The sequence below is a fragment of the Aliiruegeria lutimaris genome (assembly GCF_900099935.1).
Taxonomy (GTDB): domain Bacteria; phylum Pseudomonadota; class Alphaproteobacteria; order Rhodobacterales; family Rhodobacteraceae; genus Tropicimonas; species Tropicimonas lutimaris.
Genome location: NZ_FNEK01000023.1, coordinates 25,946 through 52,092 on the forward strand (window position 1 = coordinate 25,946; position 26,147 = coordinate 52,092).

The 26,147-nt window shown below is 62.7% G+C and carries 27 protein-coding genes; 9 read left to right on the forward strand and 18 right to left on the reverse strand.

Features of this window, described 5'->3' with window-relative positions:
- Positions 1-11: 11 nt before the first annotated feature.
- Positions 12-1,115 (reverse strand): PQQ-dependent sugar dehydrogenase, encoded by a 1,104-nt coding sequence (locus BLR85_RS12485; protein WP_425284477.1) that lies wholly within the window; start codon positions 1,113-1,115, stop codon positions 12-14.
- 194 nt (positions 1,116-1,309) lie between these two features.
- Between BLR85_RS12485 and BLR85_RS12490 the strand changes: the two genes are divergently transcribed.
- The 6 genes from BLR85_RS12490 (at position 1,310) to BLR85_RS12515 (ending at position 6,834) form a co-directional block, all read left to right on the forward strand.
- Positions 1,310-2,488 carry an ABC transporter substrate-binding protein gene (locus BLR85_RS12490; RefSeq protein WP_093156241.1) on the forward strand — a complete coding sequence of 393 codons (1,179 nt, stop codon included), beginning with the start codon at positions 1,310-1,312 and terminating at the stop codon, positions 2,486-2,488.
- A gap of 129 nt (positions 2,489-2,617) precedes the next feature.
- A complete protein-coding gene (locus BLR85_RS12495) occupies positions 2,618-3,409 on the forward strand; it encodes an ABC transporter ATP-binding protein (protein WP_093156243.1) in 792 nt (263 codons plus the stop codon).
- Positions 3,406-3,807 (forward strand): hypothetical protein, encoded by a 402-nt coding sequence (locus BLR85_RS12500; protein WP_093156246.1) that lies wholly within the window; start codon positions 3,406-3,408, stop codon positions 3,805-3,807. The genes BLR85_RS12495 and BLR85_RS12500 overlap by 4 nt, the downstream gene beginning before the upstream one ends.
- Before the next feature lie 4 nt (positions 3,808-3,811).
- Positions 3,812-4,528: an ABC transporter ATP-binding protein gene (locus BLR85_RS12505; RefSeq protein ID WP_093156249.1), complete on the forward strand. Its 717-nt coding sequence runs from the start codon at positions 3,812-3,814 to the stop codon at positions 4,526-4,528.
- Between the two features lie 3 nt (positions 4,529-4,531).
- Positions 4,532-5,542: a branched-chain amino acid ABC transporter permease gene (locus BLR85_RS12510; protein WP_093156252.1), complete on the forward strand. Its 1,011-nt coding sequence runs from the start codon at positions 4,532-4,534 to the stop codon at positions 5,540-5,542.
- Positions 5,539-6,834, forward strand: a complete 1,296-nt coding sequence (locus BLR85_RS12515) for a branched-chain amino acid ABC transporter permease (protein ID WP_093156255.1) — start codon at positions 5,539-5,541, stop codon at positions 6,832-6,834. The genes BLR85_RS12510 and BLR85_RS12515 overlap by 4 nt, the downstream gene beginning before the upstream one ends.
- Before the next feature lie 55 nt (positions 6,835-6,889).
- On the opposite strand, the gene BLR85_RS12520 is transcribed toward BLR85_RS12515, so the two are convergent.
- The 4 genes from BLR85_RS12520 to BLR85_RS12535 form a co-directional block, all read right to left on the reverse strand.
- Positions 6,890-7,315 carry an OsmC family protein gene (locus tag BLR85_RS12520; RefSeq protein ID WP_093156258.1) on the reverse strand — a complete coding sequence of 142 codons (426 nt, stop codon included), beginning with the start codon at positions 7,313-7,315 and terminating at the stop codon, positions 6,890-6,892.
- Positions 7,316-7,442: 127 nt separating this feature from the next.
- Positions 7,443-8,915: a carboxypeptidase M32 gene (locus tag BLR85_RS12525; RefSeq protein WP_093156261.1), complete on the reverse strand. Its 1,473-nt coding sequence runs from the start codon at positions 8,913-8,915 to the stop codon at positions 7,443-7,445.
- Position 8,916: 1 nt separating this feature from the next.
- Positions 8,917-10,062: a heme A synthase gene (ctaA, locus tag BLR85_RS12530; protein ID WP_093156264.1), complete on the reverse strand. Its 1,146-nt coding sequence runs from the start codon at positions 10,060-10,062 to the stop codon at positions 8,917-8,919.
- A gap of 11 nt (positions 10,063-10,073) precedes the next feature.
- Positions 10,074-10,796 carry an RNA methyltransferase gene (locus BLR85_RS12535; protein ID WP_093156267.1) on the reverse strand — a complete coding sequence of 241 codons (723 nt, stop codon included), beginning with the start codon at positions 10,794-10,796 and terminating at the stop codon, positions 10,074-10,076.
- Positions 10,797-10,922: 126 nt separating this feature from the next.
- Between BLR85_RS12535 and BLR85_RS12540 the strand changes: the two genes are divergently transcribed.
- Positions 10,923-11,537, forward strand: coding sequence for a thiamine phosphate synthase (locus BLR85_RS12540; RefSeq protein WP_093156269.1), 615 nt, complete (start codon positions 10,923-10,925; stop codon positions 11,535-11,537).
- A 4-nt stretch (positions 11,538-11,541) separates the two neighbouring features.
- Here BLR85_RS12540 and olsA read toward each other — a convergent pair whose 3' ends face one another.
- The 3 genes from olsA to BLR85_RS12555 form a co-directional block, all read right to left on the reverse strand.
- Entirely contained in the window at positions 11,542-12,402 is an 861-nt protein-coding gene (olsA, locus tag BLR85_RS12545; RefSeq protein WP_093156272.1) for a lyso-ornithine lipid O-acyltransferase, read from the reverse strand.
- A complete protein-coding gene (gene olsB, locus BLR85_RS12550; RefSeq protein ID WP_093156274.1) occupies positions 12,399-13,175 on the reverse strand; it encodes an L-ornithine N(alpha)-acyltransferase in 777 nt (258 codons plus the stop codon). The genes olsA and olsB overlap by 4 nt, the downstream gene beginning before the upstream one ends.
- A gap of 156 nt (positions 13,176-13,331) precedes the next feature.
- Positions 13,332-13,511 (reverse strand): DUF3553 domain-containing protein, encoded by a 180-nt coding sequence (locus BLR85_RS12555; RefSeq protein WP_093156383.1) that lies wholly within the window; start codon positions 13,509-13,511, stop codon positions 13,332-13,334.
- Positions 13,512-13,540: 29 nt separating this feature from the next.
- Between BLR85_RS12555 and BLR85_RS12560 the strand changes: the two genes are divergently transcribed.
- Entirely contained in the window at positions 13,541-14,146 is a 606-nt protein-coding gene (locus BLR85_RS12560; RefSeq protein WP_093156277.1) for a histidine phosphotransferase family protein, read from the forward strand.
- 18 nt (positions 14,147-14,164) lie between these two features.
- Here BLR85_RS12560 and BLR85_RS12565 read toward each other — a convergent pair whose 3' ends face one another.
- The 7 genes from BLR85_RS12565 to BLR85_RS12590 all read right to left on the reverse strand — a co-directional run bounded on the left by BLR85_RS12565 (position 14,165) and on the right by BLR85_RS12590 (position 21,646).
- Positions 14,165-15,418: a glutamate-5-semialdehyde dehydrogenase gene (locus tag BLR85_RS12565; RefSeq protein WP_093156280.1), complete on the reverse strand. Its 1,254-nt coding sequence runs from the start codon at positions 15,416-15,418 to the stop codon at positions 14,165-14,167.
- A gap of 163 nt (positions 15,419-15,581) precedes the next feature.
- Positions 15,582-16,676, reverse strand: coding sequence for a glutamate 5-kinase (gene proB / locus BLR85_RS12570; RefSeq protein ID WP_170844559.1), 1,095 nt, complete (start codon positions 16,674-16,676; stop codon positions 15,582-15,584).
- A gap of 17 nt (positions 16,677-16,693) precedes the next feature.
- The gene (gene obgE, locus BLR85_RS12575; protein ID WP_093156283.1) at positions 16,694-17,737 is read right to left on the reverse strand and encodes a GTPase ObgE; all 1,044 of its coding nucleotides are present in this window, start codon (positions 17,735-17,737) and stop codon (positions 16,694-16,696) included.
- A gap of 663 nt (positions 17,738-18,400) precedes the next feature.
- Positions 18,401-18,616: a hypothetical protein gene (locus tag BLR85_RS28500; protein ID WP_139188381.1), complete on the reverse strand. Its 216-nt coding sequence runs from the start codon at positions 18,614-18,616 to the stop codon at positions 18,401-18,403.
- Between the two features lie 86 nt (positions 18,617-18,702).
- Positions 18,703-19,497 carry an ATP-binding cassette domain-containing protein gene (locus BLR85_RS12580; RefSeq protein WP_093156285.1) on the reverse strand — a complete coding sequence of 265 codons (795 nt, stop codon included), beginning with the start codon at positions 19,495-19,497 and terminating at the stop codon, positions 18,703-18,705.
- Between the two features lies 1 nt (position 19,498).
- Positions 19,499-20,623, reverse strand: coding sequence for an ABC transporter permease (locus tag BLR85_RS12585; RefSeq protein ID WP_093156288.1), 1,125 nt, complete (start codon positions 20,621-20,623; stop codon positions 19,499-19,501).
- A 72-nt stretch (positions 20,624-20,695) separates the two neighbouring features.
- On the reverse strand, positions 20,696-21,646 hold the full coding sequence (locus BLR85_RS12590; RefSeq protein ID WP_093156291.1) for a sugar ABC transporter substrate-binding protein: 951 nt from the start codon (positions 21,644-21,646) through the stop codon (positions 20,696-20,698).
- 179 nt (positions 21,647-21,825) lie between these two features.
- On the opposite strand from BLR85_RS12590, the gene BLR85_RS12595 reads away from it, so the two are divergent.
- A complete protein-coding gene (locus BLR85_RS12595) occupies positions 21,826-22,830 on the forward strand; it encodes a LacI family DNA-binding transcriptional regulator (RefSeq protein ID WP_093156294.1) in 1,005 nt (334 codons plus the stop codon).
- Between the two features lie 66 nt (positions 22,831-22,896).
- On the opposite strand, the gene BLR85_RS12600 is transcribed toward BLR85_RS12595, so the two are convergent.
- Genes BLR85_RS12600 through BLR85_RS12610 form a run of 3 tightly spaced genes read right to left on the reverse strand, consistent with a single transcriptional unit; the run spans position 22,897 to position 26,063 of the window.
- Positions 22,897-24,030 carry a Gfo/Idh/MocA family protein gene (locus BLR85_RS12600; RefSeq protein WP_093156296.1) on the reverse strand — a complete coding sequence of 378 codons (1,134 nt, stop codon included), beginning with the start codon at positions 24,028-24,030 and terminating at the stop codon, positions 22,897-22,899.
- Between the two features lie 12 nt (positions 24,031-24,042).
- Positions 24,043-24,936, reverse strand: a complete 894-nt coding sequence (locus BLR85_RS12605) for a TIM barrel protein (protein ID WP_093156299.1) — start codon at positions 24,934-24,936, stop codon at positions 24,043-24,045.
- A gap of 26 nt (positions 24,937-24,962) precedes the next feature.
- Positions 24,963-26,063 (reverse strand): Gfo/Idh/MocA family protein, encoded by a 1,101-nt coding sequence (locus BLR85_RS12610; RefSeq protein ID WP_093156302.1) that lies wholly within the window; start codon positions 26,061-26,063, stop codon positions 24,963-24,965.
- Positions 26,064-26,147: the final 84 nt, after the last annotated feature.

Consider the following 26,147-nt stretch of genomic DNA (forward strand, 5'->3'; position numbering starts at 1 on the left):
ACCGTTGGATCCTATCGCGCGGGATCAATCCTGTAGATCGCGCCATTTCCCTCCGAAATGAACCAGACGCTGCCATCGGGCGCTTCGCGTACATCCCGCACCCGCTGCGTCTCGGGCCATTCCAGACGTTCGGCCTCGACCAACTCGTCGCCCTGCCCTTCCAGCCGCGAGATCAGGCCTAACTTGAGTGAACCGACGAGGAAATCGCCACGCCATTCTTCCATCCTCGGGTCTTTCAGGATCGCCAGCCCGGAGGGTGCGATCGACGGATCCCAGTAATGCACGGGCTGTTCCATGCCCGGCTTCTGCGTGCCTTCGCCAATCGTCTGGCCGGAATAATGCGTGCCATACGAGATCACCGGCCAGCCGAAATTCGCGCCCTGGCGGATCCGGTTCACCTCGTCCCCGCCCCGCGCGCCGTGTTCAACTGCCCAAAGCTGCCCCGATGCGTCCAGCGCCGCGCCCTGCGGATTGCGATGACCATAGGACCAGATCTCGGGCCGGGCACCGGCCCGATCGACGAACGGGTTGTCGGATGGCGCCGTCCCGTCGCGCGCGATCCGCAGCACTGAGCCCTGGACACGGCCCAGATCCTGCGCCGCCGGCCTGTCGCCGCGCTCGCCGACGGTGACAAAGATCGTCCCGTCCGGCGCCTCCACCAGCCGCGATCCGAAATGGCGACCGCCCTTGCTGCCCCGAGCCATTTCGAAGATCTGCTCAAAACCGGTCAGTTTCCGGCCATCCTCCGACAGCCGCCCACGGCCGATCGCGGTGCCGGCTTCCCGCCCCTGCGGCGTGGAATAGCTCAGGAAGATCTCCCGGCTCACCGCGAAATCGCGCGGCACCAGCACATCGAGCAAACCACCCTGCCCCCTGGTCCGCACTTCCGATACGCCCTGCACCGCGTGCCGCGTGCCGTCCGAAGAGAAATACAACAGCACCCCGCCCCGCTCCGTCACCAGGAAGCCACCCTCCGGCAGGAAGGCTACCGCCCATGGCTTGTCCAGCCCCTCGGCGACAGCTGTCACCTCGACCGGGCCGAGCGACGTCTGCCGCGGCGCGGCGGTGGCCCCGCAGGCGAGCAGGGTAAAAAGCAGAATCGATAGAATACGCATCACCATCTCCTGTCCTGCATGTGACAATAGCGCTTCAGAACGGCTGGTCAGTCGGTATGCGCGGGGATCGAGCCTTTGTGAGCGGGGCCGCTGCCTCCTGTCGCGCCGATTACATGCATGCCGGTCCTTCCCATTTCTCATTCTCCCCAATAACGTATCGTCCGGACAAGAGTTCCAACTGGGAGACTAATGAAATGAAAAAACTTCTGCTGGCGAGCGCCGCCACACTGCTGGCAACCGCCGCCACCGCCGAAGACGTCAAGCTGGGCGTGCTTCTGGGCTTCACCGGGCCGATCGAATCCATGGCCGTGAACATGGGCGCCGGCGCCGAACTGGCCGTCAAGGAAGTCAATGACAGCGGCAAGTTCATGGACGGGGCCACCGTGGTTCCGGTCCGCGCCGACTCGACCTGCATCGATTCCGCGGCCGCCACCGCCGCCGCCGAGCGTCTGATCACGTCCGAAGGCGTGGCCGGCATCATGGGCGCGGCCTGCTCCGGCGTCACGGGCGCCGTGCTTGCCAACGTGGCCCGGCCCAATGGCATGGTCATGATCTCGCCCTCGGCCACTTCGCCGGCGCTGTCGGAAGCCGAGGATGACGGACTGTTCTTCCGCACGCCTCCCTCCGATGCCCGCCAGGGCGTGGTGATGGCCGAGATCCTGAAGGAGAAGGGCATCAATTCGGTCGCGCTGACCTATACCAATAACGACTACGGCAAGGGCCTCGCCGACAGCTTCCAGGCCGCGTTCGAAGGCATGGGCGGCGAAGTGACAATCTCGGCCGCGCACGAGGACGACAAGGCCGATTACTCGGCCGAAGTGGGTGCGCTTGCCTCTGCGGGCGGCGAAATCCTCGTCGTTGCCGGCTATGCCGACCGTGGCGGCGCGGGCATCGTGCGGGCCTCGCTCGACACCGGGGCCTTCGATACGTTCCACTTCCCTGATGGCATGGTCTCCGACGCCACTATCGGCAAGTTCGGCGCGGATGTTGACGGCTCTGGCGGCCAGCTTCCGGGCTCCGACTCGCCGGGCGCAGAGAAATTCGCCGAAGTCGTGGGCGATGCTTTCGACCCGACCTCGATCTTCTCCGCCGAATCCTATGACGCCGCCGCCATCCTGCTGATGGCGATGCAGGCCGCCGGATCCACCGATCCGAAGGTCTACAAGGACAAGGTCATGGAAGTTGCCAACGCTCCGGGCGAAGCGATCCTCCCGGGTGAGCTTGGCAAGGCGATGGAGATCCTCGCCGCTGGCGGCGATATCGACTACGTCGGCGCGACCGCGGTGGAGTTCCTTGAGAACGGTGACTCGGCCGGTTCTTTCCGCGAAGTCGTCATGGACGGCGGCCAGTTCAAGACCGTCGGATACCGCTAAGCGGGGACAGGCCGTTCGGCAGGCTTGCCGTTCGGCCACTCTTGACGTAACGACGAGCGGCCCGGGGCTTTCCCGGGCTGTTTGCTTCCCCTAAAAGCCCCTGCCAAAGGAACCAAAGGACGCGCGAGAATGATCCGGGTTGAAAACCTCCACAAGCATTTCGGCGGTTTCCGTGCCTGCGATGGCGCGTCGATCGAGATCGCCCAGGGCTCCATTACCGGCCTGATCGGACCAAACGGCGCCGGAAAGACAACGCTTTTCAACGTGATCGCGGGTGTTCTTCCTCCGACCGACGGCAAGGTCTTCATGGGGGACGAGGACATCACCGGCCTGCCGCCGCATGAGCTGTTTCACAAGGGGCTGCTGCGGACCTTCCAGATCGCGCACGAGTTCTCGTCCATGACCGTGCGCGAGAACCTGATGATGGTGCCCGGCGGGCAATCCGGCGAGACTCTCTGGAACACGTGGTTCCACCGCGCCCGGATTGCGCAGGAAGAAACGGCCTTGATGAAGAAGGCTGATGAAGTTCTTGAATTCCTGACGATTGACCATCTCGCAGATGAGAAAGCCGGTAACCTGTCCGGCGGGCAGAAGAAGCTGCTGGAGCTTGGCCGCACGATGATGGTGGACGCCAAGATCGTCTTCCTCGACGAGGTCGGCGCGGGCGTGAACCGCACGCTGCTGCGCACGATCGGCGACGCGATCATCCGGCTCAACAAGGAGCGCGGCTATACCTTCTGCGTCATCGAGCATGACATGGATTTCATCGCGCGGCTCTGTGACCCGGTGGTCTGCATGGCCGAGGGCAAGGTGCTCGCCGTGGGCGGCGCCAAGGAGGTCATGCAGAACGATCTCGTAATCGAGGCCTATCTCGGCACCGGGCTGAAGAACAAGGTCAAGCAGGAAGCGACGCAGGTATGAAGAACGTTCTTCAAGCCATTGCAATTGCGTCATTCATTCTGGCGGGCGCTATGGCGCAGGCCGACGAGGTGATCCTTTTCAAGTGCTTCTTCGACTGGAAATGCGACCCGAATACCAAATGCGATCATGCTTCGCTGGACCTGCGCATAAAGCATAATACCGACACCAACGAGGCCGAGTTCCTCGGCAAGCATGGCAGCCCGCTGGACACGATCGGCGTGCATATCGGCGACCGTTCCGTGAGCTTTCTGGCCTACCAGATTTCGGGAGCCGTGGATGTGACGACGATTGCGCTGATGAATGGCGAGGCGACTCACAGCTCCCACCGGATTGGCGGCATCACAATGAAACCCGAACAATATGTGGGCGAATGCGTCGCCCTGCCCTCCTCGGAGTGAGCGAATGAGCGAGAAATACCTGATAGGCGACAAGATGTCGGGCGGCTATGGTCGCGGCCCGAACATCCTGCATGGCTGTACCATTGCCTGCGACAAGGGCGAGATCGCGGTGATCGTCGGCCCCAACGGCGCCGGAAAATCGACCGCGATGAAGGCCGTCTTCGGCATGCTGGACGTGCGTGAGGGCGCAGTGCGGCTGGGCGGTGAGGATATCACCGGCCTGTCCCCGCAGGCCCGCGTCGGCAAGGGCATGGCCTTCGTGCCGCAGACCAACAACATCTTCACCTCGATGACGGTCGAGGAGAACCTCGAAATGGGCGCCTTCCTGCGCGAGGACGACATGAAGGACTCGATGGAACAGGTTTATGACCTGTTCCCGATCCTCAAGGACAAGCGCCGCCAGGCCGCGGGCGAGCTTTCAGGCGGCCAGCGCCAGCAGGTCGCCGTTGGCCGCGCGCTGATGACCCAGCCCACCGTTCTGATGCTGGACGAGCCCACCGCCGGCGTCTCGCCCATCGTCATGGACGAGCTTTTCGACCGGATCATCGAGGTCGCCCGGACCGGCATCTCGATCCTAATGGTGGAACAGAACGCCCGCCAAGCCCTTGAAATTGCAGACACTGGCTATGTGCTCGTGCAGGGCCGCAACGCCCATACCGGCACTGGCAAGGACCTTCTGGAAGACCCGGAAGTTCGCCGCACCTTCCTTGGAGGGACCTGATCCATGGACCTTCTCAACGCCTTCGTGGCGCTTCTCAACTTCGTCATCATCCCGGCGACGGCCTATGGCAGCCAACTGGCGCTCGGCGCGCTCGGGGTCACGCTGATCTACGGCATCCTGCGGTTCTCGAACTTCGCCCATGGCGACACGATGGCATTTGGCGCGATGATCACCATCCTTGTCACCTGGATGTTCCAGGCGATCGGCATTTCGCTCGGGCCCCTGCCGACCGCGCTGCTCGCCCTGCCCTTCGGCATTGCCGCGACAGCCGGAATGATGTTGCTGACGGACCGCTGGGTGTACCGCTTCTACCGCGCGCAGAAGGCCAAGCCGATCATCCTCGTGATGGCCTCGCTCGGGGTCATGTTCGTGCTGAACGGCATCGTCCGGGTCATAATCGGTCCGGGCGAGCAACAGTTCAACGATGGTGCGCGCTTCATCATCAATGCGCGTGATTTCAAGGAGATGACCGGGCTTTCCGAGGGGCTGGCCTTCCGCTCCAGCCAGGGCATCACCATCGTCGTCACCGTCATCGCAGTGGCGGCGCTCTTCTGGTTCCTCAACCGCACGCGGACGGGCAAGTCGATGCGCGCCTATTCGGATAACGAGGATCTGGCGCTGCTCTCGGGCATCAACCCCGAGAAGGTTGTACGCGTGACATGGATCCTCGCCGCGATCCTGGCCACGACGGCGGGCGTGCTCTATGGGCTCGACAAGGCGTTCAAGCCCTTCACCTATTTCCAGCTCCTGCTGCCGATCTTTGCCTCCGCCATTGTCGGCGGCCTTGGCAATCCGCTCGGCGCGATTGCGGGCGGCTACATTATCGCCTTCTCGGAGGTGACGCTGACCTATGCTTGGAAGAAGGTGCTGACCCATGCGCTGCCAGAGAGCATGGCGCCGGACGGCCTCGTTCAGCTCCTGTCGACGGACTACAAATACGCGGTTTCTTTCACGATCCTGGTGATTGTGCTGATCTTCAAGCCATACGGCCTCTTCAGGGGGAAAGCGGTATGAACCGGAACGCGCTTCTCTTCGGCGGGGTCGCCCTGCTATATATCCTGACCGGCTTCATGCAGAGCTGGAACACGGCACTGGCGATCTTCAACATGGGGTTGATCTCGGCCGTCATGGCGCTCGGCGTGAACATCCAGTGGGGCTATGCGGGGCTGTTCAACGTGGGCATCATGGGCTTCGTGGCGCTTGGCGGGCTGGCCACCGTGCTTGTTGCGATGCCGCCCATCCCCGAGGCCTGGGCTGCTGGTGGCCTGCGCATCTACGCTGCGCTTCTGCTCGGGGCCGGAACAATCGGCGCAGCCATCGTCACCTATCGCAGGATGTCCGCAGGCAAGATCCGCGCTCTGGCGGTCCTTGCAATCTTTGTGGTCGGCTACATCCTCTATCGCGGGATGTTCGATCCGGCGCGCGACGCCATCGAGGCGGTAAACCCGGCGCTGACCGGCTATCTCGGCGGTGCAGGTCTGCCGATCCTGTTGGCTTGGCCTGCCGGCGGCTTGCTCGCTGCGGGCGCAGCCTGGCTCATTGGCAAGACGGCGCTCGGGCTGCGCTCCGACTACCTCGCCATCGCCACGCTGGGGATTGCCGAAATCATCATCGCCGTGATGAAGAACGAGGACTGGCTTGGCCGCGGCGTGAAGAACGTGGTCGGCCTGCCCCGCCCGGTTCCCTACGAAGTCGATCTGCAGGAAAGCGCCTCCTTCGTGGAGAACGCCGCCTGGCTTGGGCTGGACCCGGCCACGGCCTCCACGATCTGGGTGAAGCTTCTCTATGGTTGCCTCTTTGCCATCGTCCTGCTGCTGCTGATCTGGCTCACGCAAATGGCGCTGAACTCGCCCTGGGGCCGAATGATGCGCGCGATCCGCGACAACGAGACTGCCGCCGAGGCCATGGGCAAGGATGTCACCCGCCGGCATCTGCAGATCTTCATCATCGGCTCGGCCATCTGCGGCATGGCCGGCGCGATGATCACCACGCTGGACGGCCAGCTTACCCCCGGCACCTACCAGCCGCTGCGCTTCACCTTCCTGATCTGGGTAATGGTGATCGTCGGCGGCTCCGGCAATAACTGGGGCTCGGTGCTGGGCGGCTTCCTGATTTGGTGGCTCTGGATCCAGGTGGAACCGATCGGCGGCGCGATCATGAACGTGATCACCCTGCCCCTGCCCGACGGTTCGGGCCTCAAGAACCACCTGCTGGATTCGGTCCAGCATATCCGGTTGCTGACGATGGGGGTCGTGTTGTTGCTGGTGCTTCGGTTCAGTCCACGCGGGTTGATCCCGGAGAAATAGCGCTTCGGGCGTGCGCCGGCCCGACATTACGGACCGGCGCGAAACTTGTTCAGTCTCAGGTTTCGACCGTCAGCACCAGGCTGATCTCGCCGGTCAGCGACCGCGAGATCGGGCAACCGGCTTTGGCGGCGTCACCGATTTCACGCACCTTGGCTTCGTCCGCACCAGGCACGTTGGCAACCGACGTCAGGACGATCTTGGTAATGGCATAGCCCCCCTCGACCTCGCCGAGCGAGACGGCGGCTTCGGTCTTGACCGAGCTCGGGGTAAGGCCGGCCTTGTCCAGTTCGTTCGAAAACGCCATCGAGAAACAGCCAGCATGCGCCGCGGCAACCAGTTCTTCCGGGTTCGTGCCGGGTTCATCCTCGAAACGGGTGCTGAAGGAAAAAGCGAGATCCGCGAAGGCGCCGGAGCTGCCGGACATCGCGCCCTTGCCCGATTTCAGGTCTCCATACCATTCTGCCGATGCTTTGCGAGCCATGTTGTAATCCTTTCCTTGAAGTAAACCGAGGGCGTGTCGCGTTCGAGAGACTACAAGAAAGCCCTCGATGCGCCAGCGAGGAAACGCGCTGGCGGCCAAATTGTTCCACGCCTTTCGCGGAGGGGTGTCAGAGCCCGTAAAGCGCGCCGAATTTCGCTTCGAGATAATCCAGCAGCGGCTCGACCGAGATCGGTGCGCCGGTGGCATGTTCCACCGTAGCGCGCGGCGCGCGCAATGCGCCGTGCCGCTGGAGATTCTCTGCGAGCCACCCGGTTACCTCTGCCGCCCGGCCTTCTGCAAGCGCGTGCTCCCAATCCGGGTGGGCCTTGCGCAACGTCTCGAACAGGCAGCCCGCATAGACATTGCCGAGCGTGTAAGTAGGAAAATAACCGAAGAGCCCGACCGGCCAGTGGACATCCTGCAGCACGCCGTTGGAGGGTTTGTCCACCGCGACGCCGAAATCCACGCGGAAACGATCGTTCCAGGCGGCTTCCAGGTCGTTCACTCCCAGGTCGCCCGCGATCAGGGCGCGTTCAAGATCGAAGCGCAGCAGGATATGCAGGTTGTAATGCACCTCGTCGGCCTCGGTGCGGATATAGCCGGAATGCACCGCGTTGACGGCGGCATAGAACGCCTCGGCGCTGTCGATCCCTATCTCGCCGAAGGCCTCCCGGCAGCGCTCGTAGAGCCAGCCGGTGAAGGCGCGCGAGCGGCCGAGCTGGTTTTCGTAGATCCGGCTCTGGCTCTCGTGCACGCCCATGGAAACGCCGCAGCCGATGGGTGTCAGCAGGTAGTCCGGCGACACGGTCTGTTCGTAGCGGCTGTGGCCGACTTCGTGGATCGTGGAATAGATGCAGCCGAAGGGCTCCGCCGGGTCGGTGCGCGTGGTGATGCGGGAATCGAGGCCGGAGCCGGAGGAGAACGGGTGCACAGCCTTGTCGATGCGACCATGCTCGAAATCGTAGCCGAAGGCGCGGGCGCAGGCATCGGAAAGGCGCAACTGTGCCGTTTCGTCAAAAATTCCCTGAAGCTTGGGCGCGGATTTCCCGCTGTCGAGAATGGCGCCGCGCAGGGCCACGAGGCGCGGGCGCATCGCGTCGAACATCGCCGCCAGCGTGGCCCCGGTTTCGCCAGGCTCGTAATCGTCCAGAAGCGCGTCGTAGAGATCGCCGCCCGTGGCCAGCGCTTCCGCTTCCTGCCGGCGCAGGTTCAGAACCTCGGAAAATGTCGGGGCGAAGGCGGTGAAATCGTTCGCCGACCGCGCATCCGCCCAGATCCCCTGCGAGAGGCTGGTGACGCGGGTGAGTTCCGCCGAGAGATCGGCGGGCACCTTGGTCGCGCGGTCATGTTCGCGGCGGATATGGTGAAGCTGTGCCGCGGCCACGTCGTCGCCGGCCTCGGCCTCCGCCAGCCACTCCGCGATCTGCGGCGCGCTTCGGCGCGCGTGGATCACCCGGTCCAGCGCGGCCATTTCCTCGGCCCGCTGCGGGGCGGCCCCGCGCGGCATGACGGTTTCCTGGTCCCAGCCAAGCCGGCCCTGAACCTGTTTGAGCGCCTCTGTCTCGCGGACGAAACCCATGAGATTGGCATATGCGGTCATGTCAAAGTCCTTCGCGAACGGAACTGGCCAGCGGATAGCCCGAGAGGAACCGCGCGCGCAGGATGAGAGACCAGAACGCGACCCCGACAAACAGATGCGTAATGGCGACGTGCCATTGCGCCTGTGTCAGCACGGCGACAATGCCGAGCACGACCTGCCCGAAGCACATCACCAGCACCCAGTCAAAGGCGCGGCGCGTGCGCGGATGGGCCGAGGCCCGGCTGCGGCGCCAGGCAAAGATGGCGAAGGCGAAGACGATATAGCCAAGCGTGCGGTGCATGAACTGCACGAGGCCGGGATCTTCGAAGAAATTGCGCCAGACCGGTTCCAGCAGGAAGGGCGAAGGCGGGAAGACCGAGCCGTTCATCAGCGGCCAAGTCGGGAAGGCCACGCCGGCATCGATTCCGGCCACGAGCGCGCCGAGCAGGATCTGGAAGAAGGCGAGGTGCAGCAAACCGGTCGAAAGGCCCCAGAGCTTGGCTTCCTTGTTCCGGCGGGCCTGCATCAGCTCTCGCTCGGGGCGCGAGAGCAGGAGCATGTACCACCAGAGCAGGCCGAGAATGACGAAGGCAAGGCCGAGATGGGTGGCCAGCCGGTAGGAGGCGACATCGAGCATCCCTTCGCCCAGCCCGCTGGAGACCATCCACCAGCCGATGGCGCCCTGCACGCCGCCGAGAATGCCGGGAATTGCCAGCCGTCCGGTCCAACCGGTCGGGATCTTGCGCAGGGCAAGAAAACCCAGGAAGCCCACGGCCCAGACGAGGCCGATGACGCGGCCAAGCTGCCGGTGGCCCCATTCCCACCAATAGATGCCCTTGAACTCCTCCAGCGTCATGTCCTTGTTCTGGATCTGGAATTCCGGGATCTCCTGGTACTTGGCGAACTCCGCCTCCCAGGTTTCGACCGACATTGGCGGAATGGCTCCCGTGATCGGCTTCCACTCGGTGATCGAGAGGCCCGAGTCGGTCAGGCGCGTCAGCCCGCCGACGAGGATCATGGCGACGACCATGGCAAAGAGGATGCCAAGCCAGACCCGTATCGCGCCGCGCGCCCCACGGGCGGCGCGGTCGATCATGCCGGGCTGGGCGGCGGGCGCTTTCGGGCGCTCCTCGCCAACCTCTTCGAAAATGCTGCGCTTGGCGGCCATGAACGGTCTCCTTAATCGTCCTTGGGGAGCGGGCGGGTCAACTGCCGCAGCATCCCGTGGAATATCTGCACATCAGCCCGGGTCAGGGCCAGCCGGGAAAGCATGTTCCGGATCGAAAGCTTCATCCCAGCCGCTTTCGTTTCGGGAAAGAAAAAGCCGGCATCGTCCAGTCGCTGCTCGAAATGGTCCCCGAGCTTCTCGATTTCAATCATCTGCGCACGTTCGATCTCCGGCGCCTCGGACAGTTGCTCGCTCTGCCGGTGCCACTCATAGGCGGTCAGCAGCACGCATTGCGCCAGGTTGAGCGAGAAGAATTCCGGGTTTACCGGGACGGTGATGATGGCATGGGCGCGCGCCACGTCCTCGTTTTCCAGCCCCGCCCGTTCGGGGCCGAAAAGCACGCCGACCTTGCCGCCCTCGGCGGTGATTGCACGGGCCTCGGCCATGGCCTGTTCGGGGGTCATCACCGGCTTGGTCAGCTCGCGGCTCCGCGCGGTGGTGGCGTAGACATGAGTGCAATCGGCCACAGCGTCGGCCACCGAGCCATAGAGCCCGGCATTGTCCAGCACGCGGGCCGCGCCGCTTGCCAGCGCCACAGCGCGCGTATTGGGCCAGCCATCGCGCGGCTCGACCAGGCGCATCCGGTCGAGGCCGAAATTGAGCATTGCCCGCGCCGCGCCGCCGATATTCTCGCCCATCTGCGGACGCACGAGGATGAAGCTGGGCTGGGACATGAGCACTCCTGAATTTCGATCCCGGACCTGATACGCCGCCAGCCCCACGGCTTCAAGCAGGCATGGCGCAGGCGAAAAAAGGGCGCTAGAAGACGCAGGATCCATTGAAGAAGCCGGAGCGAGAAAATGGCCGAGCAGGAACAGCCGCAGATCTATCTCATCAGCCCGCCGGAATTCGAGCTGTCGCGTTTTCCCGACCAACTGGCGCGAGTGCTGGATTCGCGCGAGATTGCCTGTTTCCGGCTGGCGCTCGCCTCGCAAGACGAGGATCGTATCGCGCGGGCGGCCGATGCCTGCCGGGCGGTCTGCCATGAGCGCGATATCGCGATCGTCATCTCGCAGCATCTGCGCCTGGCCGAGCGGCTGGGGCTCGATGGCGTCCATCTGGACGGCGCGCGCGGGATCCGCGACGCACGCACCGAGCTGGGCGAGGATGCGATTGTCGGTGCCTTCTGCGGCGCCTCCCGCCATGACGGCATGAATGCAGGCGAAGCCGGGGCCGATTACGTCTCCTTCGGCCCGGTTGGCGACACGCCGCTCGGCGATGGTACGCGGGCAGATCTGGAGCTGTTCTCCTGGTGGTCCGAGATGATCGAGGTTCCGGTCGTGGCCGAGGGCGCGCTGGATCAGGATCTGGTTGCAAGCCTTTCTTCTGCCGTCGATTTCTTTGGAATCGGCAGCGAGATCTGGACAGCCGAAGACCCCGCCGTGGCGCTCTCCACGCTCCTGGCGCGGATGTAGCCGATCACCCTTGGGCGGGGCGGATGTCGTTGAGACGTGCGCTCGCCACGCCCTCGCGGACGGCCTCCTCGCAGACCGCGGCCAGCGCCTTGCGTCCGCCGATATCGTGCAGCGCCACGGGCGGGTGATAGATCACATCGACCGAGCCCTGTCGCTTCTGCCGCAGCACCTTCAGGAAATGCTCGCCGAATTCCATGTCGGCCCACCAGCCATAGAAGCGCGGATCCTCGCCCTCGGGGGCGTGATAGACCACGCTGACCGGTTGAACCTGCAGAAACTCCGGCAGGTCATCAGCATAGAAGGCCTGGAACAGGGTCGTCTTGAACGGCAGCACGCGCAGCCCGTCGGTACTCGTCCCTTCCGGAAAGAACAGCAGGCGGTGGCCGGCTTTCAGGCGCTGCTCGAAAATCGCCGCCTGCGACCGCGCCTCGCGCCGGTCGCGGTTGATGAAGACCGTGCCCGTGGCCCGCGCCAGCCAGCCGATTCCGGGCCATCCGGCCACCTCGGCCTTGGAGACGAAATAAATCCGGTCGGAAGCGTTCAGCGAAAAGATGTCAAGCCAGCTGACATGGTTGGACACCTGCGCCCCGCGCCCCTCCATCGGGACTCCATGCACCTTGCGGTGGATTCCGAGGAAAACGAAGGCGGATTGGCAGACAAAGCGCGTGATGGCCGGTGTCCAGGGGCGGTTCTCGCCAAAGAGCGGCCTTTCGATCAGCCGCAACAGAAGCAAGAGCGCCAGACAGCCGAAAACGACGATCGCGAGTGGAATCGCCCGGCGCAGCACCCGGAACCAATCCCGCAATCCCCGCGGCGCATGCATCTCGGGTTCATCTTCCGAGCGCCACGTCGCGTCCGAAGTCATCCGCGCCCGCCCGTGTACAGGTTGCGCTGCTTCTCTGAAATCTTTTCGGTATCCATGACGAGGCAGATATCGGTCGTGTTGAAGGGCCGGTCGATGAAAGCGCCCTCGCCCACATAGCCGCCGAGTCGCAGGTACCCCTTGATCAGCGCCGGGATCTCGCGCACGGCCTGCACCCTGTCGAGCTTGTCTTCCGGCAGGATGTTCATCGACGTGAAGTTTTCTTCCAGGGCGCGCACGCGCAATTCCGGCGGCGCAAGATGGGCGTGATGAAGGTAGGAGAGTGGCTGCGCCAGTGCCTCCACATCGGTTCCATGAAAGCTCGCCACACCGAAAAGCAGCTCGATATCGCGCTCCGTCACATAGCGGCCAAGTCCGTTCCACAGGTGATAGAGCGCCATCCCGCCGCGATAATCGGCATGCAGGCAGGAGCGGCCCAGCTCCAGCAAGCGTTTCCCGGAGCGCACCAGCAGGCCAAGATCGTACTCGCCCGCACAATAAAAGCCGCCGGCCGCTGCGGCGCGTTCGCCCGGCATCAGCCGATACACACCGACCACATGCTCCAGCGCCGCCGCATCGCGCCTTGTGTCCACAAGGATCATGTGATCGTAAAACGGATCGAACCGATCCCGCTCGAAACGGTTCTCGTGATCGACGAGCGCCCCGTTGCCGTGCAACTCCTGCACGAAGACGTTGTAGCGCAGCCTTTGAGCGGCAAGCATGTCCTGCTCGCTCTCGGCCAGCCTAACTTGGAATTGGGGGTCTGCGGCGCTCATGCCCGGGGCGGTCTCTTGCCTGTCTGCGGTTTCGAGGGTGTTTAGGCAAAGCCGCCAGTCTTGTCCACACTCCCCATTTTCAGCGGGTTGACGCCCCGCACAGGTCAGATAATTTACGCAGCGTTTTGTGTACCTTCCGCTGTTTGAGCGGAAATATCAGACGTCTTCCGGAAGCAGACCGATGACACGACCATCCAGCACGACCTTGCCGGCGTGTTCAAAATTGACCGTTATCCTGTGCCCGGCACGGGATTGTACTTGGCCCAGCCCCCAATCGGGCTGGTCTGGATGGCGAACCAGCATGCCTGGTTCGAGAAAAGCATTCATGTCGATCATGGCTTCCATACCTTCAGGAACTCCCACTCATGTCCAGTAACGATCCCTTGGCCAGTCCCGATCTCACCTCGCTGATAGGCTCGCGGATCTGTCACGATCTGATCAGCCCCGTAGGCGCAATCGGAAACGGGTTGGAACTGCTGTCAATGGCGGGGTCCGGCGGGCCGGAAGTGGCCCTGATCTCCGACAGCGTCTCCAATGCCAACGCGCGCATCCGCTTCTTTCGGATCGCCTTCGGAATGGCGTCGTCCGAACAGGGCACGCCACGTTCCGAGATCCTGTCGATCCTCAGGGACATCTATGGCGAAACGCGGATCAAGCTGGACTGGGCCGTGAACGTCGATTGTCGCCGCGCCGAGGCCAAGGCGGCGTTCCTGACCCTGCTGTGCCTGGAGAACGCCCTGCCCTATGGCGGCGAGATCGTCGTGACCCGCTCCGATGGCCGATGGCAATTCACCGCTATCAGCCCGAAACTCAAATATGACGAGGCGCTCTGGGCTGTATCGACCAGCAGCGCCCCCTTCGAGCTTTCGCCGAAAAACGTGCAATTCGCGCTGCTGCCGGAGGCCTTGGCGAGGCTCGGCCGCCGGCTCGCGCTCACGCAAACCCAAGGCACGCTCGCTCTGACCTACTGAGTCGACAGGCGCGCCCCGTTACGGGCGCGTCGTGCCATCTCCCTCGACCAGATACTTGAAACTCGTCAACTGCGCCGCGCCGACCGGGCCACGTGCATGCATCTTGCCGGTCGCAATCCCGATCTCCGCGCCCATCCCGAATTCGCCGCCATCGGCGAACTGGGTCGATGCGTTGCGCATCAGGATCGCGCTGTCGAGGCGTTGGAAGAACCGCGCCGCCGCCGCATCGTCCTCGGTCAGAATCGCCTCGGTGTGGCTGGAGCCGTATTGGCGGATATGCGCAATCGCGTCGTCAATGTTATCAACGACCTTTGCGGCGATTATCATGTCGAGGAACTCGGTGCCGAAATCATCGTCCGCGGCCTCGACCGAGCCATCAAGTCCGCGCGCGCGCACCTCGACCCCAGCTGCCTTGAGATCGTCCACGATCTGCTGGCCAAGGGTGTCGGCAATATCGCGATGCACCAACAGACATTCCGCCGAGCCGCAGATTCCCGTCCGCCGAGTCTTGGCGTTCAGCACCACCGCGCGCGCTTTCTCAGGATCGGCCGCCTTGTCGACATAGACATGACAGATACCCTCCAGATGGGCAAAGACGGGCACGCGCGCCTCGCGTTGCACCAGCCCAACCAGCCCCTTACCGCCCCGCGGCACGATCACGTCGATCGTGTCGGTCATGTGCAGCATCTCGCGCACCGCCTCGCGGTCCCGCGTCGGCACCAGCTGTATCGTAGCCTCCGGCAGCTTTGCGGCCTTCAGCCCTTCGACTAGACAGGCATGGATCGCGCCAGAGGAGTGGAAACTCTCCGAACCACCCCGCAGGATCACCGCATTGCCCGCCCAGAGACAGAGTGCGCCGGCATCGGCGGTCACGTTGGGCCGGCTTTCATAGATCACGCCCACGACACCGAGCGGCGTGCGCACCCTGCGGATATGCAGGCCCGAGGCCATTTCCCACTCCGCAAGCGTTTCTCCCACCGGGTCGGTCTGGGATGCTACCGCCATCAGGCCATCGACAATGCCGCGAATCCGCCCCTCGTCCAGCATCAGGCGATCCATCATCGCCGCCGAGAGCCCCTTCTCGCGGCCAAATTCGAGGTCCTTGGCGTTGGCCTCGACAATCTCTGCACGGCGTTTCCACACCGCATCGGCCGCCGCCACCAGCGCGGCATGCTTGCGTTCGGTGCTGGCAAAGGCAAGCTCCGCGGACGCGGCCCGCGCCTTCTTGCCCATTTCGGCCATAAGGGCGGAAATTTCGGTATGGTCTTTCATCGGAAGCACCCCTCTCGGAGCGCCTGAATAGGACATCAAGCCCGCGATCTCAACGCAAAACCCGCCCGGAGCGGCTCACTTCGCGTCCATCATCTTTCCGGAAATATCCCGGGGGGAGCGCTCGCAAGAGCGCCGGGGGGCAGCGCCCCCCGCAACCGGTCGCTCACACGGCCATGTCGTCGCGATGTACCAGCGCCGCCCGGCCCGGATAGCCCAGCAGCCCGGCAATGTCGCCCGAGCGATGACCGGCGATGATCCGCGCCTCGCTCGAGGTATAGCGGATGAGCCCCTGCCCCAGCTTGCCGTCCGGGCCGAGAATCTCGACCGGCTCGCCGCGCCCGAAACTGCCATGCACTTCCGTGACGCCAGCCGGGAGCAGCGAGCTGCCGCCCGCGAGCGCCGTCGCCGCGCCCGGATCGACCCGCACCGCGCCATGCGGCTTCATCGAGGCGATCCAGCGCTTGCGCGCCGCCTGCGGGTCGCCCTCGGCCACGAACCACGTGCAGTTCGCGCCCTCATCCAGCGCCTTCAGCGGCCGGGTGACGGAGCCCTCGGAGATCACCATGGCGCAGCCGGCCTTGGTAGCTGTCTTGGCGGCCATGAGCTTGGTCTTCATCCCGCCCTTGGACAGGCCCGAGCCTGCATCGCCCGCCATCCCCTCGATCTCGGGCGTGATCTTCTCGATCACCTCATAACGCAGCGCAGTCGGGTCCTCTGACGGGTTCGCGGTATAGAAGCCATCGACATCGGAGAGCAGCACAAGCTGGTCTGCCCCGATCGTCACCGCGACCTGTGCGGCGAGCCGGTCATTGTCGCCGAAGCGGATTTCGTCGGTGGCGATGGTGTCGTTCTCGTTCACGATCGGCACCACACCGAACCCCAGCAGCGTCTCCAGCGTCGCGCGGGTATTGAGATAGCGCCGCCGATCCTCGGAATCCTCCAGCGTGACAAGCACCTGCGCCGCCTTGATCCCATGCGGGGCCAGCGCCAGCCGATAGGCCCGCGCCAGTTCGATCTGCCCCACCGCCGCCGCGGCCTGAGATTGCTCGAGCGGTAACTCGCCCGTGGGCAATCCCAACGTCGCCCGCCCGAGCGCGATGGACCCGGAGGAGACAAGGATCACCCCCGCGCCGCGCGCCTGCGCAGCCGCGACATCCTCGGCCAGTCCCGTGAGCCATTCCTCGCGCAGCGCACCGGTCTCGCGGTCCACCAGCAGCGCCGAGCCGATCTTGACGACCAGGCGCTCGGCGGCGGCGATCCGGGGTTTGTCGGCGGTCAGGGTTTCCACGTCCCGTCCTCCTCGTCATCGCCTTCGGAGGCTTCCGCGCGGCGCGCCGCATCGATCTCGGAGCGCAGCACCCGCAGGACCTGTATCACCCCGTCCCGGCTCACGCCCGACATCGCATAGACCCGCCCGCCGGAGGCTTCTTCCAATGCAGCCATCTTCTCGCCCCGTTCTTCATCGTCCAGCGCGTCGATCTTGTTGAGCGCGGTCACCCGCGGCTTCTCGGCCAGCGCGCCACCATAGGCTTCCAACTCGCCGATGATCGTGTGGTAATCGGCGGCGACATCCTCGGAGATGCCATCGACGAGGTGCAACAGCACCGCGCAGCGTTCCACGTGGCCGAGGAACCGGTCACCGATTCCCCGCCCCTCGCTCGCCCCTTCGATCAGGCCGGGAATGTCGGCCACGACGAACTCCGCATTATCCACACCGACAACACCCAGATTGGGATGCAGCGTGGTGAAGGGGTAATCCGCGATCTTGGGCCGGGCATTGGACGTCGCCGCCAGGAAGGTCGACTTGCCCGCATTGGGCAGCCCCAGAAGCCCCGCATCGGCAATCAACTTCAGCCGCAGCCAGATCGTGCGCTCAATGCCCGGCTGGCCCGGATTCGCCCGGCGTGGCGCCTGGTTGGTCGAGGTCTTGAAGTGCAGGTTTCCAAAGCCGCCATTGCCGCCCTTGGCCAGCACGACCCGGTCGCCAACATGCGAGAGATCGGCGATCACCGTCTCCTCATCCTCGTCGAGGATCTCGGTGCCCGCCGGCACGCGCAGCACGATATCGGCGCCATCGGCACCCGTGCGCTGCTTGCCCATGCCGGGAATGCCGTTCTTGGCGAAAAAATGCTGCTGGTAGCGGAAGTCGATCAGGGTGTTTAGCCCCTCGACGACCTCGGCAATGACATCGCCGCCCTTGCCGCCATCACCGCCATCGGGCCCGCCATATTCGATATACTTCTCTCGTCGGAATGACACGGCCCCGCCGCCCCCGGCGCCGGAACGTATGTAGACCTTTGCAAGATCGAGGAATTTCATTCCGGTTCCTTTCTACGGGATGGCACGGGCCAGCCCGCGCCGGCGTCCAGGTTTCAAGCCGCGGAATTGCCACGCGCGGTTGAAAAATACAAGCGATCCATGTTGTCAGCATGGCGCCGGGCTGCGAATTCTGACCGCAAGAGTATCGGTGGCGTCGAAGGACGGCCCGGATGGAGACTGGTCAGACGGGCAATCCTTGCGCTGCTCCGCACGCTTCAAACGCGGAGGCGATTGCCGATCAGAAGACACCGTTCGGAAGCCAGTCGCTTACAGTGATCGATCTGTTCAGTCCTGAGTAAATAGAAATTTTGCGCATAAAAGGAATTTTGGAAATCTGCGATCTTTAAAAATGGCATTCACGGATAGGGAAACTCCAGACGCCGTAGCCTTCGTCGGGCAACTGCGATGCCAGATGATCGTTTTCGACAGCGGGTGTTCAGGAAATAGGTCGAATGGAAATCGATTATGTGCCGCGTTCACCCTGTCGCTCCGAAAAGTGTCTTTGCCGCCAGAGTCGCATGCCTGTGAAGGGACATTCCGCGGCCTCGCTCAATCGGCCATCTTTGGGGCGGCGTTCAGGTGACCCTGCATGTATCGCGCTCCGGGGAGGTCATGGTCCTGCGCGGTTCCGCAGGCCAGTTCAGAGATCGTTTCCACCGGGCGTCAGCGGTGCCGCGCCTGAAAAATGCAATGCACGAGCAGCGGGTCCAGTTCGGCCTCGGTGCGGACATGAACGAGTTGCCCGCTCTCCAGTTCCGTCTGCACGGTTGCCAGCGCAACGGCAGAAAAACCTTGGCCGAGCTTGAACATTTTCTTGATCGTGACGAGCGCATTGGCGTGGTGACGAATTCCGAAGAGACACCCTCGAGGCACCCTCACGCGTGGTCCACTGCCCACCACACGTTTCACAGGTCACCGTTGATCTTCAGAAATACTTATGAAGGTGCCATCACCATTGTTCGTCCCTAGATCGTGCCGCCGAGGGAATCCTCAAGTGCCACAAGCTCCTGACCGCCCGCCATCATGTCCTGGAGTTCCTCGGGAGTTATCTGGCCGCGCTGCGCGGTACCCAATGTCTGGCCACGGTTCAGCACGGTGAAACGGTCGCCAACGGCGAGAGCATGACGCACGTTATGGGTGATGAAGACCACGGCGATGTCCTGTTTGCGCACCTTGTCTATCGTCGCGAGCACATTGGCCGTCTGGCGCACGCCGAGCGCGGAAGTGGGCTCGTCGAGGATCAGAACCTTGGCGCCAAAATGAACCGCGCGGGCAATGGCCACTGTCTGCCGCTCTCCGCCAGACAGAGTTCCGACAGCCTGGTCCGGACCGCGAAGGTTGATTCCCATCCTGCGCATCTCTTCCATGGTCACCTGGTTGGCCAGATCGTGATCGAAGAACTTCAGCGGCCCGATCTTCTTGAGGGGTTCGTTACCCATGAAGAAATTGCGGCTGACCGACATCAACGGGATCATCGCCAGATGCTGGTGCACGGTCGCAATCCCGGCAGAGATGGCATCGCGCGGGTCGTCGAAATGCATCGGCTTGCCTTCAAAGATGATCTCGCCCGCGGTGGGTTTGTGCACGCCCGACATGGTCTTGATGAAAGTTGACTTGCCAGCGCCGTTGTCGCCCAGAAGGCAATGGCATTCCCCGGGATAGACATCGACCGATACGCCGGCCAGCGCGATGACCGAACCGAAATGTTTCTCGATATTGATCATCCGTATGATTGGTTCGTGGATGCTGCGGGTGTTCATCTCAACGTTCCCCTGTAATCAGACGGCGAATATAGGTGTTCAGGATCACTGCGAAGAGCAGGATGATGCCCAGGAAGACACGGAACAGCGAGCTTTCCACCCCGGCGAAGAACAGCCCCTGCTGCACCACTCCGAAGATCAGCGCGCCAAGCGCTGCCCCGATGACGGAGCCATAGCCGCCCGTCAGGAGCGCACCACCGATGACAACGGCGATGATAGCCTCGAATTCCTTCAAGAGACCGCGGTCGGCCCCGGCAGAGCCGAATTCCATTACTTGGCAGGTGGCAAAGACACAGGCGCAGAAGGCTGTGAACATGAACATCAGGATCTTTACCCGGCTGACGGGCACGCCAGAGTTGCGCGCGGCCTCTGCATCTCCACCCGACGCGAAGATCCAGTTGCCGAAGCGCGTGCGGGTCAGGAGGATATGGCCAAAAATAACGAGGATGATCGCCCAGACGATCAGCATCGGGATCCCGTCGACAACCGGTTGTCCCTCGCGTGTGCCGCGTTCGAAAGTCTCGATGAGGCCGGCCTGTCCCATCCAGGTAAAGAAACCGGTCAGGATCTTCCCGCCGAACAGAGCGGCGAGCCAGTCGCCCTCGGCCACGTCCCTTACACCGCTGATGATCGTTTTCCGCTCGATCGTCTGCGGCAGGTAGATCGTGAAGCCACGCAGGATGAACAAGAATGCAAGGGTAACGATGAAGCTTGGCAGGCCGGTGCGGATCACGATGTACCCGTTGAGCGCGCCTATCACGATGCACATTGCAAATGTCACGATGATCGCAAGCCACACGGGCCAACCGAGCGTGACCGACAGGATCGCGATCATCATGCCCGAAAAACCTATCATGGAACCGACGGACAGATCGAACTCTCCCGCAATCATCAACAGACAGGCGCCGACGGCGATAATCATGAACTGTGCCGACACCGTCGACCAGTTCATCACACCCTGGGAACTGAACATTCCGCTATCGAACGCGAAAAGCAGAAAGAAGGTAAAGACTGCGACGGTTCCGACCAGGCCTCCCAGTTCCGGGCGGATAAGCGCGCGGCGCAAGGCGGACATTTCCTTGACGCGTTCGTCGGACACAGTTTGTGACTGCGCTGTCTGTGACATCGCTCAAGCTCCGTTTGTCTGCTGAATGTTTTTGATCGGAGGCACGGACGGACCCGGCGCCTCCGAGTTGGCTCAGCGGTACTCGCCTGCGAATTTTTCGACCATTTCCAAAGCGTCGGCGGTGACGAAACCCGGGCCGGAATTGATGTTGTTGCCCGGAAGGACGCCGTAGCGATGGTAGTTCGTCATGATCACGACCGGCAGGTAAGCCTGCAGGAAGGGTTGCTGATCGATCCCCCACTGGATCACACCGCTCTTGATGCCCTTGACGATCTCGTCCCCGAGATCGAACGTGCCGAAATAGATGTCACCCGCCATTCCGTTTTCCTCGAGCGCGAGAATGGTCGGGTCCGCCGAAACTGGCCCCAGCGTAAGGATCCCGTCGGTGTCGGGGTTGGCGTTGAGATAGGCCATGACGCGGTTCTTGATTTCGGCCGGGTCAGTGCCGCTGTCGAGCATCGACTCGCCGAGCTCGACGCCAAGGCCGTCTGCGAAACCCTGGCAACGTTCGCCCACCGTGGGCTGCTGGATCGCGTGATTGACGCAAAGGAACGACGTCACACCGTCGTCCTTGGCACGCATTCCGGCGGCCAGGCCTGCGTCATATTCCGGCTGGCCAACATACATCAGGGCGCCAACTTCGCGCGCTTGCTCCGGCGTTCCGGTGTTCATGATTATGACATCGACACCCGAGGCCACCGCATCCATGATTGGCCCTTTTAGAACGTCGTAGTCGGCGAGCGTGGTGATAATCCCGTTCGGTGCGGAGGCCGCAGCCTGTTCAACGATACGCGCCATATCCGCAATGTCGCCGGTCGGCGGGTTGCGGTACTCCACCTCTACGCCCATTTGCTCCCCTGCAAGCGCGATACCGTTCTTGATCGTGTTCCACCAGCTGTCGCTGTCGGGTGCATGGCTCACGAGAACGTATCTCTCGCCCTCGGCAGTGGCAAAAGTCGGTGCAACCATTGGCGCAACCGCAATAGCTGCGCCCACCAAAAACTTGGTCAGGTTCGATTTCATGGTGTCCTCCCAGTATCGATTCATTGATCGGAGCGGTGTTTCCCTTCGCTCAAACACACAAGAACACGAATCGGTTATTTTTGCAACCGGTTGCAAAAGTGATCGCGGTTTTCCATAATGTGCTCACCCTGCGACTGATGTATGGATGGCATCGGTCGCGATTTTCGGAGGGTCAGAGAGTGCCGGTAACGCTTAAGGATGTCGCCGAACGGGCGGGAGTTTCCCGTTCCGCAGTATCGCGCACCTTCACCGATGGCGCCTCTGTGTCAGCCAAGATGCGGCGCAAGGTCGAAAAGGCCGCTACAGAGTTGGGCTACAGCCCGAATGCGCTTGCGAGCAGCCTTACGACGGGACGCACCAAGCTGATCGGGTTGGTTTCCAACAACTTTCACAATCCCATTTTCCTGGAGGTATTCGACCTCTTCACCCGCGGGCTTCAGGATCGTGGCTTGCGCCCGCTGCTGGTGAATCTGACCAACGAGACTGAGCCCGACAACTCGGTTCGAATGCTGAGGCAGTATTCCGTCGATGGCGTCGTGGTGGCCTCCTCAACCTTGTCGCCGGCTTTCGCAAGGGCATTCAGAGACGCTGGAATACCCGTGGTCCATAGCTTCGGTCGCTATTCCAGCTCACCGCAGGTTCATGTCGTGGGCATCGACAATGTCGAATGCGGTCGCATGGCTGCGCGGGAGCTTCTGAAGCGGGGCTATCGTCGCATCGGTTTCCTGGGCGGTCCAGAGCAAGCCACATCCACCCAGGATCGTTTTGCCGGATTCATGGAAGAACTGGCAAAGCACCCCGGATTGAACGTGAAACACTCCTATGCCGATGCCTATTCATTTAAGGCAGGGCGGGCAGAGATGCAGCGCCTCCTTCTGAAAGAGGCCCCCGTTGCAGAGGCCTATTTCTGCGGCGACGACGTGCTCTCGATCGGCGTTCTCAGCGCCTTGCAGGATGCCGGTCTGCGCGTTCCGGAAGATGTTGGCCTGATCGGTCTGAACGACATGGAAATGGCTTCGTGGGAAAACATCTCGCTCACCACCATTCGTCAGCCAATCCGGCAGATAATCCGCTCCTCGATTGAACTCGTCGAAGCCATGCTGGAAGAGCCGGAACGATACCCGGAAGCGCGCCTGTTTCCCTGCTCTGTCGTGGAAAGACGTACGCTCCGGGCCGCAAAATAGGATCGGACGGGCATACGTTGCCCGGGCAAACCCGACCGAACCAGGTCGGTCACACAGGGAATGGCATCAACGGAAGATAGACGGGCGCGCGTCAAGCCATGCGCCGCCATCTCGTGCCGACGCAACAGCCGTGTGGACTGCCGCCATGGACCGAACCCCGTCAGCCGCACCGGGCAGGCCATCGCGCGCCTCTCCGCGGATGGTATCCGCCAGGTCGCAATAGATGTTGGCGACGGCCAGCGGAAACCCTTCGGGATGCGCGATTGCCACTCTGGAAAGCCGCTGGGCATCCGCGTGCAACCCACGCTCGCCTTTTTCGATGATCTGGGTGCGCCCGCCTACAGGCGTATAGACCAACTGGTTGGGCTGCTCCGACGCCCATCGGAACCCTCCTGTCTCGCCAAATACCTGGATGTCGAAACCGTGCTGCCGGCCGATTGCGACCGAGGATGTCCAAAGCCTTCCCACCGTACCGCCGGACATGCGAAAATTCACCATCGCGTCATCCTCCAACTCGCGGCTGGAGATGGTCGAGGCGAAGTCGGCGGAAAGGCTTTCGACTTCGTCATCGCAAATGAAACAGGCCATGTGGAGTGCGTGAATGCCACAATCGGCGAACTGGCCGGAGACTCCGGCCATTGCAGGATCGTACCGCCAGCGCACACGTGGGTTGTCGGCATCTGTCGCGTCGCCGTGGTGACCGTGGCTGAAATTGGTCACGACAAGACGCACCTTTCCAATTTCTCCTGCACGGACCATCGCTCGCGCCTGCCGGACCATTGGATAGGCCGAATAGCAATAGTTCACCGCACAGATCCGGCCCGTCGCCTCGGCCACACGCACGATCTCCTCCCCCTCTTCTACCGTCATTGTCATGGGCTTTTCACACAGCACGTTGAAGCCCGCTTCCAGGAACGCCCTGGTTATCTCGAAGTGGGTTGCGTTTGGTGTTGCGACCGTCACCAGGTCTATGCGGTCATCCCGCTTGCGCTCACCCTCCAGCATTTCCTTCCAGTCGCCATAAGTGCGGTCGGAAGCAATCCCGAGCCTTTGGGCGTACTCCCTGCCGGCCTCCGGTCGATGATCCAAAGCTCCGGCTGTGAAAGAAAAATGACCATCCGCGAGGGCCCCGAGCCGGTGTGCCGGCCCGATCTGGCTGCCTTCGCCGCCGCCGATCATGCCCCATTGCAATTTTTTCATGGATCGGATTCCTCAGTTGAAGCCGATGGACTCGAGGTATTCGCGGTTGTAGCGCGAGTCCTCCATCGGCGTGACGTCAAGCGTGGGGTCGCAATCCTGCTCGACGGTGCACCAGCCTTCGAAACCATTCTCGAGCAGCACCTGGCGAACGGCAGGGAAATCGACATCCCCAAGACCCAGCTTGCAGAATATTCCTCGCCCGCAGGCATCGTAGAAACCGGCGCGGGCGGCGATTGCCTCGGTCTTAACTTTCGGGTCGATATCCTTGAAATGCATATAGGAAATCCGTCCGATATGCCGCTTCATGAAAGCCACGGGGTCGAAGCCGGCATAGGAATGGTGGCCGGTATCGAAGCATATCTTCAGGATGGCCTCGTCCACCTCGTCCAGTAGCCGCTCGAGCTCCGGTTCGAAATCCATGAAGCCGGCCGCATGGGCATGCATACCCACTGTAAGCCCGTATTCTTCGGTTCCGATCCGAGCCGCCTCTGCGATGCGTGACCGGAAGGCGATCCATTCGGCTGGATCCATCTGCTCAGCCTCTGCAATGCGACCCGCCGTGGGGGCGCGGCGCCCGGAAATCGAGTCGATCAGCACCAGATGCTGCGCACCATGCGCCGTCAGCGCCTTGCACGTCCGATGGACCCCGTCGAGCACGTCACCCCATTGGTCGGGGGCGTGAAACGCCCGGAAAACGACGCCGCCGATCAGTTCGAGGTCATGTTCTGCGAGGGCGTCTCCAAGAACAGCGGGATCTTCCGGCATGAAACCGACCGGACCCAGTTCGATCCCCTTGTAACCCGCCTCGGCGCATTCCTTCAGGACTGTCTGCCAAGTGGGGTTTCGCGGGTCATCTGCAAATTCCACACCCCAGGAACAGGGGGCATTGCCAATGCGAATAGTCATGGTCCGGGCCTTTCAACAGTTGCCGGTTAGATGTCTTGCCAGGTTTTCGTTCGGGAGGATTCGATCGCGGCCTGAACGACGCGATGGACGTCGAGCCCGTCGCGAAACGTCGGCCAGACCTGCTTGCCCGTCTCGATGGCTTGCAGGAAATCCCGGGCTTCGATGATGATCTGATCCTGGTAGCCGGTGCCGTGGCCCGGACCCTGACAGAAAGGCAAGTAGTCCGGATGGGTTGGCCCCGTCAGGATCTTGGTGAAGCCTCGCTCTGCCTCGGGCCCTTCGGATCGATAGAGCCAAAGCGCATTCTGGTCCTCCTGATCGAAGCGGATCGCGCCCTTCGTGCCGGTGATCTCGTAGGCATAGCCCATCTTCCGCCCTGTCGCGATCCGGCTAAAATGCATTTGACCCATGGCGCCGTTGGCAAACCGACACATCATCTGCGCCTGGTCGTCGTTGGTGACGTCGCCGCCGGGGCGCTCGGAATGCACCGTTTCGACCTCGGCCACGAGGGAGCAGATCGGTCCGATTAACGCCAGCGCGGCGTTAATCATGTGCGGGGCAAGATCTCCCATCGTGCCATTTGCCATTCCGGATGTGCGCCAGGTCGCGGGCATTTGGGGGTCGGCATAGAAATCTTCGGTATGTTCGCCACGGAACCAGGTGACCGTGCCGATCTCGCCCTTCGCAACCAATTGTCGTGCGAACTGGCTCGCCGGGGTGCGGATGTAGTTGAAGGCGACCATGTTCACCACACCGGCGGCCTCTGCCGCCGCGACCATGGACTCGGCATCTTCGAGCGAAGCGCCCATTGGCTTCTCGCAGAGCACGGGCTTGCCAAGCGCAAACGCAGCCTCTGCAATTTCTCGGTGCAGCGCCTGCGGTGTTGCGATGACGATGGCGTCCACGCTGCGGTCTTCGACCAGAGTGCGCCAATCATGCGTTGCCCGTGCGAATCCAAACGCCCTGCGATAGCGTTCGGACGTCTCTGCGCTGCTGGAGCAGATCATTTCCAGGCGGGGACGGAGCGCCGTCTCGAACACGGCACCCACGGCAGCCATGGCGACGGAGTGGGCTTTGCCCATGTAGCCACCTCCCAGAATGCCAATGCCGATCCCGCGCTGGTCCATTATCGCTCCACAATCAGATTCGAATTGCAACCGGTTGCAAAATTGTTATCGTTGGAATCGAATTCGCGCAAGCTGCAATCGGCC